Origin of the sequence: Flavobacterium humidisoli (assembly GCF_023272795.1) — a bacterium.
GTDB lineage: Bacteria > Bacteroidota > Bacteroidia > Flavobacteriales > Flavobacteriaceae > Flavobacterium > Flavobacterium humidisoli.
Window position 1 is genome coordinate 1,737,125 of the sequence record NZ_CP096829.1, and the last position, 19,623, is coordinate 1,756,747.

Annotated in this window: 15 protein-coding genes; 9 read left to right on the forward strand and 6 right to left on the reverse strand. The window is 34.7% G+C overall.

The window, feature by feature from the left end; all coding sequences use genetic code 11:
• Window positions 1-40 precede the first annotated feature (40 nt).
• The 4 genes from M0M44_RS07845 to pbpC all read left to right on the forward strand — a co-directional run bounded on the left by M0M44_RS07845 (window position 41) and on the right by pbpC (window position 9,604).
• On the forward strand, window positions 41-484 hold the full coding sequence (locus M0M44_RS07845) for a nucleoside deaminase (RefSeq protein ID WP_057117555.1): 444 nt from the start codon (window positions 41-43) through the stop codon (window positions 482-484).
• 11 nt (window positions 485-495) lie between these two features.
• Entirely contained in the window at window positions 496-1,128 is a 633-nt protein-coding gene (locus tag M0M44_RS07850) for a hypothetical protein (protein ID WP_248729263.1), read from the forward strand.
• A 175-nt stretch (window positions 1,129-1,303) separates the two neighbouring features.
• On the forward strand, window positions 1,304-6,991 hold the full coding sequence (locus tag M0M44_RS07855; RefSeq protein WP_248729264.1) for an alpha-2-macroglobulin family protein: 5,688 nt from the start codon (window positions 1,304-1,306) through the stop codon (window positions 6,989-6,991).
• Between the two features lie 237 nt (window positions 6,992-7,228).
• The gene (gene pbpC / locus M0M44_RS07860) at window positions 7,229-9,604 is read left to right on the forward strand and encodes a penicillin-binding protein 1C (RefSeq protein WP_248729265.1); all 2,376 of its coding nucleotides are present in this window, start codon (window positions 7,229-7,231) and stop codon (window positions 9,602-9,604) included.
• Window position 9,605: 1 nt separating this feature from the next.
• Here pbpC and M0M44_RS07865 read toward each other — a convergent pair whose 3' ends face one another.
• The 4 genes from M0M44_RS07865 to M0M44_RS07880 all read right to left on the reverse strand — a co-directional run bounded on the left by M0M44_RS07865 (window position 9,606) and on the right by M0M44_RS07880 (window position 12,489).
• Window positions 9,606-10,115 (reverse strand): hypothetical protein, encoded by a 510-nt coding sequence (locus M0M44_RS07865; RefSeq protein ID WP_248729266.1) that lies wholly within the window; start codon window positions 10,113-10,115, stop codon window positions 9,606-9,608.
• Window positions 10,116-10,263: 148 nt separating this feature from the next.
• Window positions 10,264-11,808, reverse strand: coding sequence for an Rne/Rng family ribonuclease (locus tag M0M44_RS07870; RefSeq protein WP_248729267.1), 1,545 nt, complete (start codon window positions 11,806-11,808; stop codon window positions 10,264-10,266).
• Window positions 11,801-12,031 (reverse strand): hypothetical protein, encoded by a 231-nt coding sequence (locus M0M44_RS07875; protein WP_248729268.1) that lies wholly within the window; start codon window positions 12,029-12,031, stop codon window positions 11,801-11,803. Before M0M44_RS07875 ends, M0M44_RS07870 begins: the two co-directional genes overlap by 8 nt.
• A gap of 167 nt (window positions 12,032-12,198) precedes the next feature.
• Window positions 12,199-12,489, reverse strand: a complete 291-nt coding sequence (locus M0M44_RS07880) for an HU family DNA-binding protein (protein ID WP_007805026.1) — start codon at window positions 12,487-12,489, stop codon at window positions 12,199-12,201.
• Window positions 12,490-12,629: 140 nt separating this feature from the next.
• Between M0M44_RS07880 and mutY the strand changes: the two genes are divergently transcribed.
• Genes mutY through gldD form a run of 4 tightly spaced genes read left to right on the forward strand, consistent with a single transcriptional unit; the run spans window position 12,630 to window position 16,033 of the window.
• Entirely contained in the window at window positions 12,630-13,676 is a 1,047-nt protein-coding gene (gene mutY / locus M0M44_RS07885; RefSeq protein WP_248729269.1) for an A/G-specific adenine glycosylase, read from the forward strand.
• 35 nt (window positions 13,677-13,711) lie between these two features.
• Complete coding sequence (locus M0M44_RS07890) at window positions 13,712-14,149, forward strand: single-stranded DNA-binding protein (protein ID WP_095928033.1); 438 nt, start codon at window positions 13,712-13,714, stop codon at window positions 14,147-14,149.
• A gap of 26 nt (window positions 14,150-14,175) precedes the next feature.
• The gene (locus M0M44_RS07895) at window positions 14,176-15,480 is read left to right on the forward strand and encodes a gliding motility-associated protein GldE (protein ID WP_248729270.1); all 1,305 of its coding nucleotides are present in this window, start codon (window positions 14,176-14,178) and stop codon (window positions 15,478-15,480) included.
• Window positions 15,473-16,033 (forward strand): gliding motility lipoprotein GldD, encoded by a 561-nt coding sequence (gene gldD, locus M0M44_RS07900; RefSeq protein WP_248729271.1) that lies wholly within the window; start codon window positions 15,473-15,475, stop codon window positions 16,031-16,033. The genes M0M44_RS07895 and gldD overlap by 8 nt, the downstream gene beginning before the upstream one ends.
• 57 nt (window positions 16,034-16,090) lie before the next feature.
• Here the strand turns inward: gldD and M0M44_RS07905 are convergent, their stop codons facing one another.
• Window positions 16,091-16,486 (reverse strand): heavy-metal-associated domain-containing protein, encoded by a 396-nt coding sequence (locus tag M0M44_RS07905; protein ID WP_248729272.1) that lies wholly within the window; start codon window positions 16,484-16,486, stop codon window positions 16,091-16,093.
• Window positions 16,487-16,586: 100 nt separating this feature from the next.
• Between M0M44_RS07905 and M0M44_RS07910 the strand changes: the two genes are divergently transcribed.
• Window positions 16,587-17,453: a DMT family transporter gene (locus M0M44_RS07910; RefSeq protein ID WP_248729273.1), complete on the forward strand. Its 867-nt coding sequence runs from the start codon at window positions 16,587-16,589 to the stop codon at window positions 17,451-17,453.
• Between the two features lie 117 nt (window positions 17,454-17,570).
• On the opposite strand, the gene M0M44_RS07915 is transcribed toward M0M44_RS07910, so the two are convergent.
• Window positions 17,571-19,619, reverse strand: a complete 2,049-nt coding sequence (locus M0M44_RS07915) for a M16 family metallopeptidase (protein WP_248729274.1) — start codon at window positions 19,617-19,619, stop codon at window positions 17,571-17,573.
• Window positions 19,620-19,623: the final 4 nt, after the last annotated feature.

Here is a 19,623-nt window from a genome sequence, read left to right on the forward strand (position 1 = left end):
ATGTAATAAAAATAAGTTCTAAAATCCTATTTTTGCAATTATGATAAATCCTTTTACAGACGAATATTTTATGAAAAAAGCTTTGCAGGAAGCTGAAATGGCTTTTGAAAAAGGCGAAATTCCTGTTGGCGCTGTAATTGTTGTTGCCGATAAAGTAATTGCAAGCAGTCATAATTTGACCGAATTATTAAATGATGTTACAGCTCATGCTGAAATGCAATCTATCACAGCGGCAGCAAACTTTCTAGGCGGAAAATACTTAAAAGACTGTACGCTTTATGTAACTCTTGAACCCTGCCAAATGTGCGCCGGGGCTTTGTATTGGAGTCAGATTTCTAAAATTGTTTTTGGCGCACGTGACGAACAACGCGGATTTTTGAATATGGGAACAAAACTGCATCCTAAAACAACTGTTGTTTCTGGCGTAATGGCAAACGAAGCTGCCGATTTAATGAAACGCTTTTTCTTGGAAAGACGCAAATAATTTCAAATAGCATGACAGATTTTTCCACAATAAAAAAGCTATTTGGTATTACAGAACTAAATGGTTTTACAAATGATGAAATTCAGGTTGTAAAAGATGTCTTCGGACAGCTTCCAAAAGTTTTTATTGATTATTATATTGAATTAGGTAAAATCCAAAACTTAAATCAAACGCAAGATTCTCTTGTAATTCATGAAAGATTTCAATTCTACAATCACAATGATTATCTGATATTTTATACCGAAAACCAGCACGCTTGTGTTTGGGGAATTCATAAGGATAATTTGTCAAATCCCAATCCGCCCGTTTATATGAGTTATGACGAAAAAGAATGGAATTTGGAAACCGAGACTTTGACAGACTTTTTTACTGCAATGGCTTTTCTTCAGGCTAGTTTTGCATTAAAATTTACTGCTGAATGTTTTTATGAAATAGACAATGAAGGGCTAAACTTTATTGTTGAGAATTATAAAAATAAAGGTGTTTCTTTTAAAAATTGGGAAGATGGAATAAATTTCTATGGAAATTATGATGATGATGTTATTGTTGTAATGAGTAATAATCAGCTTTTTTATTCCTCAAAGACAGAAGAAGATTTTCTAGCCATGGATAAAGTGCTTTCAACTATAGGCGAAGAGCTTTAAGATAGCTTCAAAACTTCAACAAAAGTTAAATAGTTATTACTGCGGAATTTTCTTCTTAAATAAAATGAAAAATAGTTTACTTTTATCTTAAATTAATTCTGGTTTTTGCTTTGTGAATCTTAATAAAGTAAAAAGAATTGATTCTCCATTTGTTAACCATTAACTGTAGATAAAAGTGAAAGTAAAAGGTTTCAGTCTCGTATTTTTTGTGTTTTTTATTTTTCAATCCTGTGGCAGAAAATCGGCTGCAGATTTCAATTCCGATTTTTCATTATTCAAAGATTACATTACCAGTTTTACGGGCGGAATCGTTTCTTCTGATTCTGACATTCGTGTGGTTTTAGCTTTTGATAAAAACGATTGGAAACCAAATCAGGAATTAGACGATGATTTGTTTGATATTTCGCCAAGTGTCCACGGAAAAGTCATAGCGCTTTCAACCAATACGTTAGCTTTTATTCCGGAGAAAAAACTCAAAATGGGAACAGAATATCAGGTAACTTTAAACTTAGATAAACTGACTGCCATTCCAAAAGAGAAAGAAAAAGAACTTTCTAAATTTAACTTTACGGTTAAGACGGTTAAACAAGATTTTACTATCAATACTGGCGATATTCAATCGTACAGTAAAGAATACCAATATTTAAACTGCGTTTTAAAAACAGCCGATAATATTGACCTTGAAACTGCTCAAAAATTGGTTGAAGCGAAGCAGAAAGGAAATAATCTTAAAATTAAATTTGAGAAAGTAGCGGGTCCTGCTAAAGAATTTCGTTTTATAATTGATAGTATTCAACGTCAATCAGAAGCTTCTACTTTAGAAATTATCTATGATGGAAATGATGTTGATATTGATCAAAAAGGGCAAATCGATTTCCCGATTACGAGCATCAACGAATTTAAAGTTATAAAAGTTGAAGTTCCAGACGGAAACAATCAGCAGGTTTTAATTAATTTCTCTGAGCCTTTAGAAAAAGGTCAGGATTTTGCGGGATTGGTTTCGATTCAAAACACCAATAATCTGAAATTTTCTACCCAAGGAAATTTACTTAAAGTATATTTTACAAACCAAAATGCTTCTAAAAAACAAGAACCTGTAGCAGTAGCAGTGCAAGAGCCAGTTGCAGTTGCAGTAGATTCGGCTGCGGTTATGGTTGACTCAGCAGCGGTTGCCGTAGATTCCGCCGCGGCAGTAGTAGAAGAAGCTGTTGAATATGTGCCAGACGAAGAACCAGAACAAGTCGTTACTGGCGAACTATTATTGGAAGTTTTTCAGGGAATCGAAAGCCAATATGGTAAAAAACTGGAAAACAACTACAGCGAGAAGATTTCTTTTGATCAGATAAAACCAAACATTCGTTTTGTTAAAAATGGTACAATTCTGCCAAGTTCCAACAATTTAAAACTGAATTTTGAAGCTGTAAATCTAAGTGCGGTAGATGTAAAAGTATACAAGATTTACAAAAATAATATTCTGCAATTCCTTCAATACAATGAATTAAACGGCGGACAAAATCTCAAGAAAGTAGCACAGCCAATTGCTAAGACCGCTTTAAATTTAAGGGAAAGCACACTTGTAAATCTGGCCAAATGGAATACGTATGCCTTAGATTTATCTAAAATTATCAAACCCGAACCAGGAGCGATTTATAGAGTTGAATTTGTTTATAAAAAGAAATATTCGCTTTACAAATGTGAAACATCAGAAGGAAATGACGATGAAGCTGAGGAAGAAGAAGTGGATGAAAACGACGTAAACTACAGTGGAAACTCCTACGACGATTATTACTATTATGATGATTATGATTGGAGAGAAAGCCAAGATCCTTGTACAGGTTCTTATTATTACAATGCTCGAATTGCAACCAATATTCTAGCATCAGATTTGGGAGTTATTGCCAAAAGAGGAGAAAATAAATCGTATTTGTTTGCTGTAAATAATATTGTTACAACCGAACCTGTTTCAAATGCAAGAGTGGATTTATACAATTTTCAACAGCAAAAAATAGCAACAGAAGCTACAAGCAGTGAAGGTATTGCATCTTTCCAATTGGATAAATTCGCATACTTTGCCATTGTTACTTTAGGCGATCAGTCGACTTATGTGAAGTTGGATGACGGACTTTCGTTATCGGTAAGTAATTTTGATGTTGCGGGTGAGACTTTACAAAAAGGATTAAAAGGATTTATTTACGGAGAAAGAGGCGTTTGGCGTCCTGGAGATAATTTGTATTTGTCATTTATTTTGAATGATGCTGCGAATAAATTGCCGAAATCGCATCCAATTAAATTCAGATTAAATGATCCGAATGGTAAAACGGTTTATCAAACGGTTCAAAAAACGAACGATTTAAATCATTATGCTTTTACAGTTCCAACAAATCAAGATGCACCAACAGGAAATTGGGAAGCAATGGTAAGCGTTGGAGGAGCTAAATTCTATAAGAGCATTAAGATTGAGACGATCAAACCAAATCGTTTAAAAATCAAGAATACTTTTAGCAGAAAAACACTTTCGGCTTCTTATCCAAACACGGACAATCTTGAGGTAACATGGCTTCACGGTGCAATTGCTAAGAATTTGAATGTAGAAATGCAGGCTAAATTCTCTCAGCAAGCAACCACTTTTAAAGGCTATGAAAAATATACTTTTGATGATTTAGCTCGCCAATTCAGTACAGAAGAAATTAATGTTTTCTCTGGAAAATTAAATGAAAACGGAAAAGCATCGGTAAATATTCAGCCAAGATTGCAAGGTCAGGCACCAGGAATGTTACGCGCTTCATTCATTACAAAAGTATATGAAGAAGGAGGAGATTTTAGTACAGATGTGATGTCGACAACTTATTCTCCGTACAAAACTTATGTAGGGTTGAAAACGCCTGAACTAAACAAGTACAGCATGCTGGAAACGAGAACAAATAATCGTTTTGAAGTGGTGACGGTCGATGAAAACGGAAGACCAAAATCGGTTCGCAATCTCGAAGTAAGAGTTTACAAAGTAGATTGGAGATGGTGGTGGGATTCTTCGAGTGATAATTTATCAAATTATAATTCTTCGAATGCAACGACTTCATATAAAACCTTTGTAATCAATACGGATTCTAGCGGAAAAGGAAGTTTCCAATTTGCTTTGACAGATGAAGAATGGGGGCGCTACTTAATTCGTGTTGCCGATCAGCAAGATGGTCATGCAACTTCTTTGACCGTAAATATCGATTGGCCAATCTGGTCTGGAAAAACACGTAATAGAGATGCTTCAACAGCTAATATGTTAGTATTTTCTACCGATAAAAAAAACTATGCAGTTGGAGAAAAAGCACAGATTTCTTTCCCGTCAAGCGAAGGCGGACGTGCTTTAATTTCGATCGAAAACGGATCAAGAGTTGTACAGACTATTTGGGCTGAAACTAAAAACGGAGAAACAAAAGTTGAGGTTCCGATTACGGGAGCAATGGCGCCAAATGTATATTTTAATATTACCTTATTACAGCCTCATGCTTCGACCAAAAACGATTCGCCAATTCGTATGTACGGAATTGTTCCGATTGAAGTGGTAGATAAAAATACCATTTTGGCACCAACCCTAAATATGCCTGATGTTTTGAGGCCGGAACAGCCGTTTACAGTAAAGGTAGGCGAGAAATCAGGTAAAGAAATGACGTATACAATCGCAGTTGTCGATGAAGGGCTTCTGGATTTAACTCGTTTTAAAACACCAAATGCCTGGGATAGTTTCTATGTTCGTGAAGCATTAGGAGTAAAAACATGGGATGTTTATGATGATGTAATAGGGGCTTATGGCGGAAAAATAAACCAGATTTTCAGTATCGGTGGTGACCAGGATTTAGGAGGCGGAAAAGCTAAAAAGGCTAACCGTTTTAAACCAGTTGTACTGTATTACGGACCATTTAAATTAGGAAAAGGGGAAACAAAATCACATCAGTTAAAACTGCCAAAATATATTGGTTCGGTTCGAACAATGGTTGTCGCGGGAGATGCGAATACCAGCGCTTATGGTAGTGTAGAAAAAGCAACACAGGTCAAAAGTCCGTTGATGGTTTTGGCTTCGTTGCCGAGGAAAATTTCGCCATCAGAAAAAGTAACGCTGCCTGTAACAGTTTTTGCAACTGAAAACAAAATCAAAAATGTTTCGATTCAGGTAAAAACCAGCAACGGACTGAAAGTAATGGGAAGTGCGGTTCAGAGACTAAATTTTGCACAGCCAGATGAAAAAATGGCGTATTTTAATTTGGTTGTAGGCGCGGCTACTGGAATTGCAAAAGTTCAAGTAATCGCAACATCTGGAAGTGAGAAATCAACTTATGATGTTGAAATCGACATGACGAATCCAAATCCGGTTACGAGTACTTTTACAGATGTTGTTTTAACGCCAAATAGTACAAAGACAATTTCATGGAAAACTTTTGGTATTGCTGGAAGTAACAAAGCCAGACTCGAAGTTTCGTCTATGCCGTCAATGAACTTGAACGGAAGATTGCAATTCTTGATTCAGTATCCTCATGGATGCGTAGAGCAGACGACTTCGTCAGTTTTCCCACAATTATATTTAGGGGATGTGGCAGATATTGATGCGAAACGCAAAGATCTGATTCAGAAAAATATTGCGGCCGGAATTGCAAGATTGGGTAATTTCCAATTGTCAAATGGCGGAATGCCTTACTGGCAAGGAAATGCAATTGCTGACGACTGGGGAACTTCTTATGCTGGACATTTCTTAATTGAAGCAGAGAAAAAAGGATATGTATTGCCAATTAATTTCAAATCAAAATGGCTGTCTTATCAGCAGAAAGAAGCGAAACAATGGCGTTTTGAACCGAAATACGGAAATGATTTAGCTCAGGCGTATCGTTTATACACTTTAGCTTTAGCAGGAAATGCCGATTTATCTTCAATGAACAGATTGCGAGAAACAAAAGGAATTTCAAATGAAAGCATGCTTCGTTTAGCTGCAGCTTATGTTTTAGCAGGACAAAAATCGGCGGGGCAAAGTTTGTTTTTAAGAACAAGCATTGATGGAAGCTCAGATGAGTACAGTTATTACTATTATGGTTCAAGCGAAAGAAACAGAGCAATGGCTTTAGAAACAATGCTTCTTTTAGATCAGAAACAAAAGGCGTTTGTTACAGCGACAAAATTAGCTAAAGAAATGTCGGCTAATCAGTGGATGAGTACACAGACAACCGCTTATTGCTTGTATGCAATGTCGAAATTTGCCGTGAGCAATGGTCCAAAAGGAATCAATATTCAGTTTAGTAAAAACGGAAAAGGAGAGACAATAAACACAAGCAAATCGGTTGCAGACCGCAGTTTGTCTGTAGCTTCTGGCACCAACAGCATTACGTTGAAAAACAATAAAGCCAATACGGTGTATGTTCGTGTATTGAACACAGGAATATTACCTATCGGACAAGAAAATGCAATTCAAAGTGATGTTACCGCTTCTATTGTTTTCAAAAACAGAAAAGGAAGCGTAATCAATGTTTCAAGAATCAATCAGGGAACTGAATTTGTTGCCGAGGTTACCATTAAAAACCAAAGAGGAGAAAGTGTTCAAAACGTAGCATTATCGCAAATTCTGCCTTCAGGATTCGAAATTGTAAATACTCGTTTTACCGATTATGGAGATGCTGTAAATAATATTGCAGATTATATTGATATTAGAGATGATAGGACTAATTTCTATTTCGGAATGAAAGCAAGAGAAACTAAAGTTTTCCGTATTTTGCTAAATGCATCGTATTTAGGAAATTATTACCTGCCAGGATTACAATGCGAAGCAATGTACGATAATACATTCTTAGCTAGAACAAAAGGATTCTGGGTTGAGGTTGTGAAGTAAAATTTATTAGTTACAGATTTCACAGATTAAAATGATTTTTGAAAAGCAGATAAAAGAATCTGTGCTAATCTGCGAAATCTGTGGCTAAAAAAAACTTAGCAAACTTTGAATCAAAATAAGTTTCTCGCAGATCAAGCAGATAAAATAAATCTGCCAAATCTGCTGAATCTGCGAGAAAAAAAACTTAGCGAACTTCGCGTATACTTAGCGACTTTGCGGTTAAAAAAAAAACAAGTATTGAAAAATAAATTAAAAGCGTTCTTTCAGCGCATTATCAATTGGATAAAAAAGAATAAGATAAAATCAGCAATTGCATTTCTGCTCTTGCTGATTTACTATTTTTCGATACCCCGAACTTTATTCAAAGAACCTTATTCAACAGTTATAGAAAGCAAAGAAGGAGAGTTGCTTGGAGCAAAAATTGCCCGTGACGGACAATGGCGTTTTCCTGCACAGGATAGTGTTCCAGATAAATTCAAAAAGTGTATTGTGTATTTTGAAGATGAGTATTTCTATAAACATCCCGGCTTCAATCCCGGTGCAATGATCAATGCTTTTAAGCAAAACCGAAAAGCAGGAAAAGTGGTGAGAGGAGGAAGTACTTTAACACAACAAGTAATCAGACTTTCTCGAAAAGGAAAAAACAGAACCTATTTCGAAAAACTAATCGAAATTATTCTAGCGACAAGGTTAGAATTAGGTTATTCCAAAAATGAAATTCTCGAAATGTATGCTGCACACGCACCATTTGGAGGAAATGTTGTGGGATTGGAAATGGCTTCCTGGCGTTATTTTGGTGTACAGTCCAATCAATTATCATGGGCTGAAAATGCTGTTTTAGCCGTTTTGCCAAATGCACCAAGTTTAATTTATCCAGGAAAAAATCAGATCAAACTTTTAAATAAACGTAACCGTCTTTTATTAAAATTACATCAGGAAGGCATAATCGATAAGCAGACGTACGAACTTTCGATAGAAGAGCCTTTGCCTCAAAAACCATATGATCTGCCTCAAATTGCACCTCATTTATTGCAAAGAGTAGCCAAAAACGAAGAAGGAACAAGAGTAAAAACTACAATTGACTATGCATTGCAAAATCGGGTTAATCAAATTGCGAGATATTATTACAATCAGTACAAGCAGAATGAAGTGCATAATCTTGCCATTTTGGTAGTAGATGTCCAGAATAGAAATGTAATAAGTTATGTGGGAAATTCTCCAGCTGATGCAGATCATCAGAAAGATGTTGATATCATTGATGCGCCAAGAAGCACAGGAAGTATTTTGAAACCGCTTTTGTATGGCGCAATGTTGGACGATGGCGAATTACTGCCAAATACTTTAGTAGCAGATATTCCAACGCAGATTTCAGGATACACTCCTCAAAATTTCAATTTAACATTTGACGGTGCGGTTCCAGCGCATCGTGCCTTATCACGTTCCTTGAATATTCCTGCAGTTTTAATGCTTCAGGAATTTACGGTAAACAAGTTTTATGAAGAACTGCAAAAATTTAAATTGAAGAACATTAATAAAACACCCGACCATTATGGTTTGTCATTGATTTTAGGCGGTGCTGAAAGTAATTTATGGGATTTATGCAGAACTTATGCAAACTTATCATCAACATTAAATTATTATACTAAAAATCAGGGAAAATATAGAACCAACGAGTTCTCGGAATTAAATTATAAAAACGATTTTAAACCCGATTTTGGCTCAGAAACCAATCAAAAGAATATTCTAGGTGCAGGATCAATCTGGTTGACCTATAATGCGATGGAAGAGGTTAACAGACCCGAAGGAGATGAAGCGTGGAAGTTTTATGACAGTTCTCTTAAAATTGCCTGGAAAACAGGAACGAGTTTCGGGAATCGTGATGCGTGGGCAATTGGAACAAATTCGAGATACGTAGTTGGAGTTTGGGTTGGAAACGCAACAGGCGAAGGAAGGCCAACTTTAACCGGAGTTACTAGCGCCGCACCAATTTTATTTGACGTTTTTAATTTACTGCCAAGACAAAGATGGTTTGATACTCCTTATAATGATTTGGCTGAAGTTGAGGTTTGTCGTTTAAGCGGTTATTTGGCAAAAGAAAATTGTCCCAAAATCAAACAATGGGTTTCTAAAAAAGGAAAATCGACAAAGGTCTGTCCTTATCATAGAACAATTCATTTAGATAAAACAGAGCAATTTCAGGTTAATAGCAGTTGTGAGAGTATCGAAAATATAGTAACTAAAAACTGGTTTGTACTGCCTCCCGTTATGGCTTGGTATTACAAAAGCCAGCATATTGAATATTTGCCGTTACCACCATTCAAGGAAGGATGCGAGGGAACGCAAACCACAACAATGGATTTTATTTATCCAAAAGCAAACAGTAAAATTTACTTAACCAAAGATTTTAACAGCAACGTACAGCCTGTAATTTTAAAAGTGGCCTATTCTGAAAGAGATAAAGAATTGTTTTGGTATGTAGATGATGTTTATAAAGCAACAACCAAAACATTTCACGAATTGCCTATTACGCCTACAACAGGAACACATTATATTACAGTTGTAGATGCTTCTGGCAATGAAATTAGAAGAAGGATTGAGATTGTTAGGGAATAAGTTATTGAATGATATTAAGTTTCGTATAAACATCTTTATTTTTAGTAATTCGAAACGAGATTGAAGCTGTGAATCCTTCAAAAGTTGGGATCTTTTCTTTGTTGTATGGAAATGAATATCCGAAACCTAAATCGATCATATTAAATACAGTCAAACCGCCTACTGCATAGGCATTTTTAGAAGAACTACCTGTTTTTAAGAAAAGAAGATTTTTTGTGTTGTAAGATAAGTGCATGTCTGGAAGTCCATAATAGTTGCCATCATAACTATTTGTGATTCCATATCCTGCACCTAAAAAGAATTTATTTTTGTTTTTACATTCTAAACAAAACTCTAGTCCGCCAGTTAGAAGACTTTTATTGGTAATAGAATAATTAACATATAAAATAGGCCATTGCGGGCTTGTAGCTTCGGATTTGATGTTTTGAGAATTCGTTCTAGTACAAAATAGTATAAGTGCTAAGGAGTAAATAATTAATTTTCCTGATAATTTGTAAGGATTGAAGGTCATATCAAAGTTTTAAATTGTCCTATTTTAAATATAAATAATTTAACTGCTTATCTGAAATATATTTCGTTATTATAACCAATAACTAAAATTAGTGGCTAGAAAAAAGCACAAAAAAACCGCCAGTCTTTCGAAAGGCGGTCTTTGTTTTTTATTCTGAAATAACATTTCCTTTTTTATCATAGAAATGGTATTCTAAGTACGTGTAAGCGTCACGAGGTATGATTTTCACCCATTTCTTATGTTCAAAAAACCATTTTGAACGTAATGATGGAAAACCTTTGCTGAGGTATGCAGCCACAAACGGATGTGTATTAAGCACAACCTTGTTGTGGGTTTTTAAAAGTCTTTCTAAATCAGCGGTGATCTTATCAATGATTAAAATTGGAGCTTCAATTTCACCATTATGTTTGTTAGGATCTTCCTCTCTGGTTTTGATATTCACTTCTGGTCTTACGCGCTGTCTTGTAATCTGGACCAAACCAAATTTACTCGGCGGTAATATTTTATGTTTTGCTTTATCGTCGCTCATTTCTTCTCGCAAGAAGTCGAACAAAACTTTCCTGTTTTCGGGATTAGACATATCGATAAAATCTACTACGATTATTCCGCCCATATCACGCAGACGTAATTGTCTGGCAATTTCTGCAGCGGCAATCATATTCACTTCCATGGCTGTGTCTTCTTGGTTGGTCGCTTTATTAGAACGGTTTCCGCTGTTTACGTCTATAACGTGAAGAGCTTCGGTGTGTTCTATAATAAGATAAGCACCTTTACTCATAGAAACAGTTCGGCCAAACGAAGTTTTGATTTGTCTCTCTATATTGTATTTCTCGAAAATTGGGGTGTCATTTGATTGATAAAACTTAACAATCGATTGTTTTGAAGGAGCAATTTCTTGCAGATATTCCTTCGTTTGATGGTACAACTCTTCATCATCTATTTGAATACCGCTAAAGGTATCATTAAATACATCTCTTAATATTGAAGAAGCTCTATTAAGCTCTCCTAATACTTTTGATGGATGATGAGCAGTTGGTAATTTTTTACACATTGCAGACCATCTGCCTAGCAGGTTCTGCAAATCTTTTTCTAATTCGGCTACGTTTTTGCCTTCGGCTACTGTACGAACAATAACACCAAATCCTTTAGGTTTGATCGATAGAACAAGTTTTTTTAGACGATCCTTTTCTTTTTTGTCTTCTATTTTTTGAGAAATAGAAACGCGATCAGAGAAAGGAACTAGAACAATAAATCTTCCGGCAAGAGAAAGCTCAGCACTTATTCTTGGACCTTTGGTTGATATAGGTTCTTTAACTACTTGGACTAAGACAGATTGATTGGCACTTAAAATATCAGTAATGATGCCATCTTTGTCAATCTCTTTTTCAAACTGAAAGGTTTTTAGGGAGAAATCTTTTAATTTACCTGCGCTTACAAGTTTTATGAATTTCAGCTGAGAAGCTAGATTTGGACCCAAATCGTGATAATGTAAAAAGGCATCTTTTTCGAAACCTACATTTACAAAAGCGGCGTTAAGTCCAGCAACTGGTTTTCTGATTTTGGCAATAAAAATATCACCAACCTGAAAGTTGCTTTTTTCTTCTTCTTTGTGTAATTCAATTAGTTTTCCATCTTTTAATAAGGCAAAATCTACTGCTTCAGAACTAGATCTAATGATTAATTCTTTATTCACACTGTAAATTTTTATCTGTTTTTTCAGAAAATAGAAAAAGAGAGAAGAGTATAGATTTGGAAAAATCTAAAATCTTAAGTCTAAAATCTAAAATCTTATCTACAGATGGATTAAACAATATTTTAACAGGTATTGAACCCGGGGAAAAGAAGATTAGTAGAGAATAGGGTAACAGAGAATAGGCTTCTTGTCGCCTATCTTCTATTTTTTTTTTCTCTTTCATCTTTTTTCAATTTCAATGAACGTTAAAAAGAAAAAAGTAGTTTAAAACTACTTTTTCTTTTTGTGGCGGTTAGCTCTCGCTCTTTTCTTACGTTTGTGAGTAGCTACCTTATGTCTCTTTCTTTTTTTACCACTTGGCATATTGTGTCAGATTTATGTTAATTAATATTATTTTGCTTCGTTGTTAGTTTTAACTCCTTCTACAAAAACTTTTGCAGGTTTGAAAGCAGGAATGTTGTGTGCTGGAATTTTAATAGTAGTGTTTTTAGAAATGTTTCTTCCAGTTTTTTCAGCTCTAGTTTTAACGATAAAACTACCAAAACCTCTAAGGTATACATTGTCTCCAGTCTCTAAAGAAGTTTTAACTTCTTCCATAAAAGTTTCTACTGTTGCTTGAACGTCTCCTTTTTCAAGACCTAGCTTCTCTGAAATCTTCGCTACGATATCTGCTTTCGTCATTTTCTTTCCTATTTTATTTTATAAATGGTGTACTATTTTTTTGAGTTTGCAAATATAGGAATTAAAAAAATAATTAATCAAGCTAATTCGTTAAATTTTAATTACATAAACATTTACTTTTGTAATCTAAGTATTTTGCAATGGATTTTCATAACATATTGATAAAATGGTATTTACAGCACCAGCGTGATTTACCGTGGCGAAAAACGGTCGATCCGTACCAGATTTGGCTCTCAGAAATCATGCTTCAGCAGACGCGAGTTGCGCAAGGAATGCCTTATTTTTTTTCATTTACTCAGGAATTTCCTACTGTTAAACATTTGGCATATGCTTCAGAAGAGAAAGTTTTGAAACTTTGGCAAGGTCTGGGGTATTATTCTCGAGCTCGTAATCTTCATAAAACGGCTCAATATATATCTAATGACTTAAATGGAGTTTTTCCTGATTCTTATAAAGAGCTTTTAAAACTTAAAGGTGTTGGCGAATATACAGCTGCTGCGATAGCTTCTTTTTCTTATAATGAAGCGGTTCCTGTTGTAGATGGAAATGTGTTTAGGGTATTGGCTCGTTATTTTGATATTGAGTCTGATATTGCACTTCCAGCAACCAAAAAAGAGTTTGCGGCTTTGGCACAGCAATTAATGCCTAAAGATAATCCAGCGATATTTAATCAGGCCATAATGGAGTTTGGTGCGCTGCAATGTGTTCCTAAAAGTCCTAATTGTACGATTTGCGTTTTTAAGGAAAGCTGTGCTGCTTTGCAGAAAGGAAAAGTAAATATGCTTCCTGTTAAGTCAAAAAAGATTAAAGTAACCAATCGTTACTTTAATTATTTGATTTTAGAAGATGCTTCAGGAAACACATTAGTTCAAAAAAGAACTGCAAAAGGAATTTGGCATAATTTATATGAGTTTCCGTTATTGGAAACGCAATCAATTGTTGATTTTGACGAGATTTCTCAAACCGTCAAAAATGAAATTTTCGCCAAGTATACTATTATAAGTATAGAAGATTGCAACGAATCGACTCTTATACACAAGCTTTCACACCAACATTTGCATATTCAATTTTGGAAAATTAAAGTGAAAGAGGAAGTTGAAAATGGAGTAGATGCTCAAAAATTGAAAACTTTTCCTTTTCCTATTGTGTTGTATAATTTTATAGAAAAGCAAGAAATAAATTGCTAAAAAAATGTATCTTTGGGAGAAATACCACCAAAACTATGAACGGAACATTAAATAAAGTGATGCTTATTGGCCATTTAGGCGATGATGTAAAGATGCATTATTTTGATGGAGGAAACTGCATCGGACGTTTTCAGCTGGCTACCAATGAGGTATATATCAATAAAACGACTAATGAAAAAATAACCTCTACAGAATGGCATAATTTGGTTGTGCGTAATAAAGCTGCAGAGATTTGCGAAAAATATCTTTCTAAAGGAGACAAAATTTATGTCGAAGGAAGGATAAAATCTCGTCAGTGGCAAACAGAAGATGGAACGACAAAATATACGACCGAAATTCAAGTAACGGAGTTTACTTTCCTGACAACTAAAAAAGAAACTGCGTATACTAAACAAAACCAGGATACAGAGTCGGCAAAAAATACTAACTTTGATGCTCCTGAAGGGCTTCCGATTAACGATCTGCCCTTTTAAGCGATGTTTAACTAATTTTATTCAGTTTGGACCCAGAGCCCAGTTTACTTTTTTCTACAAATCTTGACGCCAATTTAATTATTGGTTTCGTCGGAATTTTTATTTTATTATTTCTTTCAGCAATTGTTTCTGGTGCTGAAGTAGCTCTTTTTTCTTTATCGCAGCAAGACATCGATGATTCTTTAAATGATAATCCTGCAAAAGGTAAAATTATTTCGAATCTACTAGAAAAGCCCAAAAAGCTTTTGGCGACTTTATTGGTCGCAAATAACTTTTTTAATATTGGTGTCGTAATCCTATTTGCTTATATAGGGCAAAATATTTTTGCCAATATAAGTTCGCCAGCCTTTAAATTTACTCTAGAGGTAATTTTAGTCACTTTTTTAATTTTATTATTTGGCGAAGTTCTTCCTAAAGTTTATGCTAGCAGAAACAGTATTCGTTTTGCTAAGCGAGTTGCATATCCGCTGGCATTTTTAGATAAATTGCTTTCTCCTATTAGTTTGCCAATGCGTGCGGTTACCATATATTTTCAAAATAAATTAGGAAAGCAAAAAAGTAATTTTTCTGTCAATCAACTTTCTCAGGCATTGGAGCTTACAGATTCGGAAGGGACATCGACAGAGGAACAGAAAATTCTGGAAGGAATTGTTTCTTTTGGAAATACGGATACAAAACAGGTAATGAGCCCGAGAATTGATATTTTTGCATTGGAAATATCAGAAACATTTGCAGAGATTTATCCTAAAATAATAAAAACTGGTTTTTCGAGAATTCCTGTTTATCGAGATAATATCGATCAGATTGAAGGTGTGCTTTTCGTAAAAGATTTACTGCCTCATATTGATAAAGAAGAATTTGACTGGGCCTCTTTGATTAGAGAAGCGTTTTTTGTTCCTGAGAATAAAAAACTAGATAATCTACTAAAGGATTTTCAGAGCTTAAAAAGCCACTTAGCCATTGTGGTTGATGAGTATGGAGGTACTTCTGGATTAGTTTCTTTAGAAGATGTTATCGAGGAAATTGTCGGAGATATTAGTGACGAGTTTGACGATGAAAATCTAAATTTCTCACAGATTGATGAAAATAATTTTCTTTTTGAAGGAAAAATAAACCTGAAAGATTTCTACAGAATTGTAGATGTCGACGAAGATGTTTTTGAAGCTCGTAAAGGAGAAGCTGAAACATTGGCCGGATTCATTCTGGAAATTTTAGGTAATTTTCCGAAAAAAGATCAAAAAGTGATTTTTGAAAACTGTATTTTCACTGTCGAAACAGTTGATAAAAAGCGTATAAAACAAATAAAAGTAACAATAAATAAAAATGCTTAATAGAATACTTTCAATAACAGCAATTTTGCTTGCTCTAACGGTTTTAAGCTGTAAAAATGATGTTTTGCCAAAACCAGCGAGCTACCTGCGATTAGATTATCCGGAAGCAAAATATGTGAATTTTGAAAACAATTGCCCATTTGCTTTTGAAATGAATGAAGATGCAATCATCAAAGGAGAGAAAGAATGCGGATTTGCAATCACTTATCCAAAGATGAAAGCGACTATTTATTTGACTTATAAGCCTGTAAATGGCAATATTGATAAATTGCTACGCGACGCTCAAAAACTAACTTACGAACACGTTATTAAAGCCGATGATATTTTGGAACAGCCGTATTTAAATCCGGAGAAAAAGGTTTACGGAATGTTTTACCAAGTTGATGGAAATGCCGCGACAAACTCTCAGTTTTACGTTACAGATAGTACAAAACATTTTTTAATAGGTTCTGTTTATTTTTACGCAAAACCAAATTTTGATTCGATTATGCCTGCCGCGAGTTACGTTAAAAACGATATGCAGCGTTTGATGGAAACATTGAAATGGAAATAAAAAAAAGGAATCCAAATGAACTGCCCCCAAAAAGTTAGACACTATTTGGGGGCATTTTTATTGTAATTGATCTGTTAACGATTTAAAATTCGAAACCTTATACGTTTTTCCATCTCCAGTTTCTTGAACCACTTTTGTTAAAGATTCTGAGTTTTGGATTGTTTTGTCAAAACTTACTGTTGCTGTTTTTTTGTCAAAATCAACTGTTGCTTTATCAACTCCATCAAGATTAGCTAATTCTTCTTCAATAGTTTTTGCGCATCCCATAGCACAAGTCATTCCGTCAATTGTGAAGCTTGCTGTTTGAAGATTTTCAGCTGCAATAGGTTTGTGTTCTTTTGGAGTACTTTTTTCTGCATTTACAACTTGAAGGCTTTTGTCTTCTGCTTTTTTACAGCTAACGAATGCTAAACCAGCAATTGCTGCAGCAAATAAGATTTTTGAAATTTTCATTATATATAAATTTAAAATTGCGATTTCTTTCTTGCAAAATTAATAAAAAGTGAGAGGTAGGTTCGTAAAATAATTACAAATTTGCAGTAAAATACAATTTATGGAAACAAAACAGTTAAAGTGGATTTACTTGACTATTCTTTCTCTTATCTGGGGAAGCTCTTTTATTCTGATAAAAAAAGGATTGGTTGGTTTAACTGCTGTTCAAGTAGGATCGTTCCGAATTATTTTTGCTGCTTTGTTTTTATTGATTGTAGGTTTTAATAGTCTGAAAAAGATTTCGCGCCGACAATGGAAATTTGTTGCTATAACTTCACTTTTCGGGACTTTTATGCCGGCTTATCTTTTTGCTATTGCAGAAACTCAAGTTAATAGTTCGATAGTTGCGATTTTAAATTCGCTAACGCCATTAAATACTTTGATTTTGGGAATTATAGCATTTGGGATTCAGTTTCAAAAACGACAGGTTTTAGGTGTTTTTGTCGGACTTGTAGGCTGTCTGCTTTTGGTTTTAAGTGGAGACTCAGCAAGCGGAACTCAAAATTACCTTTATGTTTTATTGGTAGTTATTGCAACACTTAGTTATGCGATCAACGTAAACCTGATTAAAAAATATCTTCATGATTTAAATTCTGTAAGTATCACAACAGGAAATTTTGCGGTTTTGCTTTTGCCTGCATTAATAATTTTAAGTACAACAGATATAAGTCAGAAAATACATTTTGCAGAAACGCAGCATTCTATACTTTTTATAGTCATTTTAGGTGTTCTTGGAACAGGAATCGCAAACATTCTTTTCTTTAAACTAATTCAGATGTCATCGCCAGTTTTTGCAACCTCTGTCACATATTTAATTCCGATAGTTGCTTTTTTCTGGGGATTGTTAGATAACGAATTCCTGACGCCAATTCAATCTGTGGGTGCTTTTATAATTTTGATAGGAGTTTATTTGTCGGCTAAAAAGTGATTTTGAGTTATGGTTAAGGGTTTCGACTTCCTTAAAATAAAAAGCTTTGTCAAAGTTTTAAACTTTGACAAAGCCATTAAAAATCTTAGGATCTTAGTAACTTAGAACCTTAGTATCTTAAAGAAAATCTTTCTCAGAAACCCCTTCGTTAATCTTAATATCAGACATTTTAATATCCAATTCAAAGCCAACATTCTGAATTAAGTTAAAAGGAACTTTAACACCTTTTACTTCTCTATAATCATTGAAATTAGTGATTTGTTCAACTGATTTTCCGCCTTGTTCGCGAACTTTAGATTCGGCTGTTTTTAATCCAGATTTAACGTCGTAATAATACTTTGTTTTGCCGTCTTTAATTACGTAAGCATCATTCCCATTAATTGGTTCAATTCCTTCTACTTTAAGGTCCGTTCTTTTTACAAGCTGTAATTCTTCAAACGGAGCTGCATTAGCTTTCATTTCGGCTAAATCTTCACCTTCAAGGTTTTTTCTCTGGCCTTGCTGTTCAACGTAAGCGCCTTTTTCGTTAACTACCTGTTTCATTAAATTCATAGTTCCCATAGAAAGCGAAACCATCATTTTTCCTTTCGAATCTAATTTAGAGGTAAAAGTTAATGGGTTAGGAGCCTGCGGAACCGTTGTTGTGCCATTCATGTATAATGTTTTTACTGCAGTAACGGCTTTTTCTCCGCCAATTGCATTAATGTAGTTTTCAAAAACCGTCTTTGCGCTAATATCTTTAGGCGCCTCTTTTTTTGTAGCAGGTTTTTCAACTGGATTTCCGTATTTGTCGAAATAATGAATCGGAATTTGTAATTTTTCTAAACCAGAGATCACATCAGATCCTTTACCAACAATTACGATACGCATATTATCTAACAAGAAGTACTTGTTGGCAACACGATAAATATCATCGGCAGTAACATTATTAATGGTTTGAATGTATTTTTCGTAGAAATCAGCAGGAAGTTTTTCTGTTTCAATGTTCAAAGCATAACGCGCAACAGCTTGTGGTTTTTCGACTTGCATTACAAATCTTCCAATATAACCCGCTTTTACATTTCTTAAAACTTCTGGATCTACTCTTTCTGTTCTGATTCGTTTGATTTCTTTAACAAATTGAACAACAGCGCTATCGGTTACTGTATTTCTAACAGCAGATGAAGCCTTAAATTTAGTAACATATTTCCCGCTTCCAATACTAGAACTTGCTCCATAAGTCCAAGCATGCTGTTCGCGTAAATTCATGTTTAAGTAGCTATTGAAATCGCCTCCAAGAATTTGATTGGCAATAACAGCAGGGAAAAAATCTGGATCGTTCATTCTTAAATTTACAGTATTTACTAATGAAATTTCAGATTGAACCGCATTTGGAACATCAACAAAATCGATTTGTAAGCTCGAAACATTTACTGGAGTTGGGTAAGTGTTTTTTGGTGCAGCCTGCTTTTTCCACCCGCTGAATAATTTCTCAACAGCAGTTTTTGCTTCTTTAAATTTGACGTCTCCAATAATAACTAAATAAGCATTTTCTGGAACAAAATAAGTATTGTAATTGTTTTGAACATCTGCAAGAGTTACATTTTTCACAGTCTCTTCAGAAAGGTATTCTCCTACCGGATGATTTTTTCCAAAAGCCAAAACGTCAACCACTCGGTTTGAAATGGCAGGAACACTTTTTTCGTCGGCTTTAAGGCCTTCCAAAAGTTTTGCTTTTTCTTTATCAAATTCAGTTTGAGTGAAATTGGGTTGTAAAGCACCTTCTGCTAAAAGCTCTAAAACGCGGCCAGAATACTTTGACAACGAACTTGCATAAGCACCTTGAGAAGTAAAATTGATATTAGCTCCATAAAAATCAATTTCTTCGTTAAAAGCTTCTTTGGTTGTTTTTTTAGTTCCGTTTCCAATTAAGCTGCTGGTCAATTCGTCAACCCCTTTTTTGTTGCCTTCAGTAAACGGAGCATTATCTAAAGTAAGTGTATAGCTCACTCTAGGCAATTTGTGGTTTTCAACAACTAAAACTTTCATTCCGTTTGCTAAAACAAAGGTCTGCGGTTTTTTGATGTTGACTACTGGGGCATTTCCTGGTTTGGGTTGTGGACGATCTTGTGCTTGCATAATTCCAGTTAGGAAAATAAGGATTAAAAAAGGATATATTTTTTTCATGATT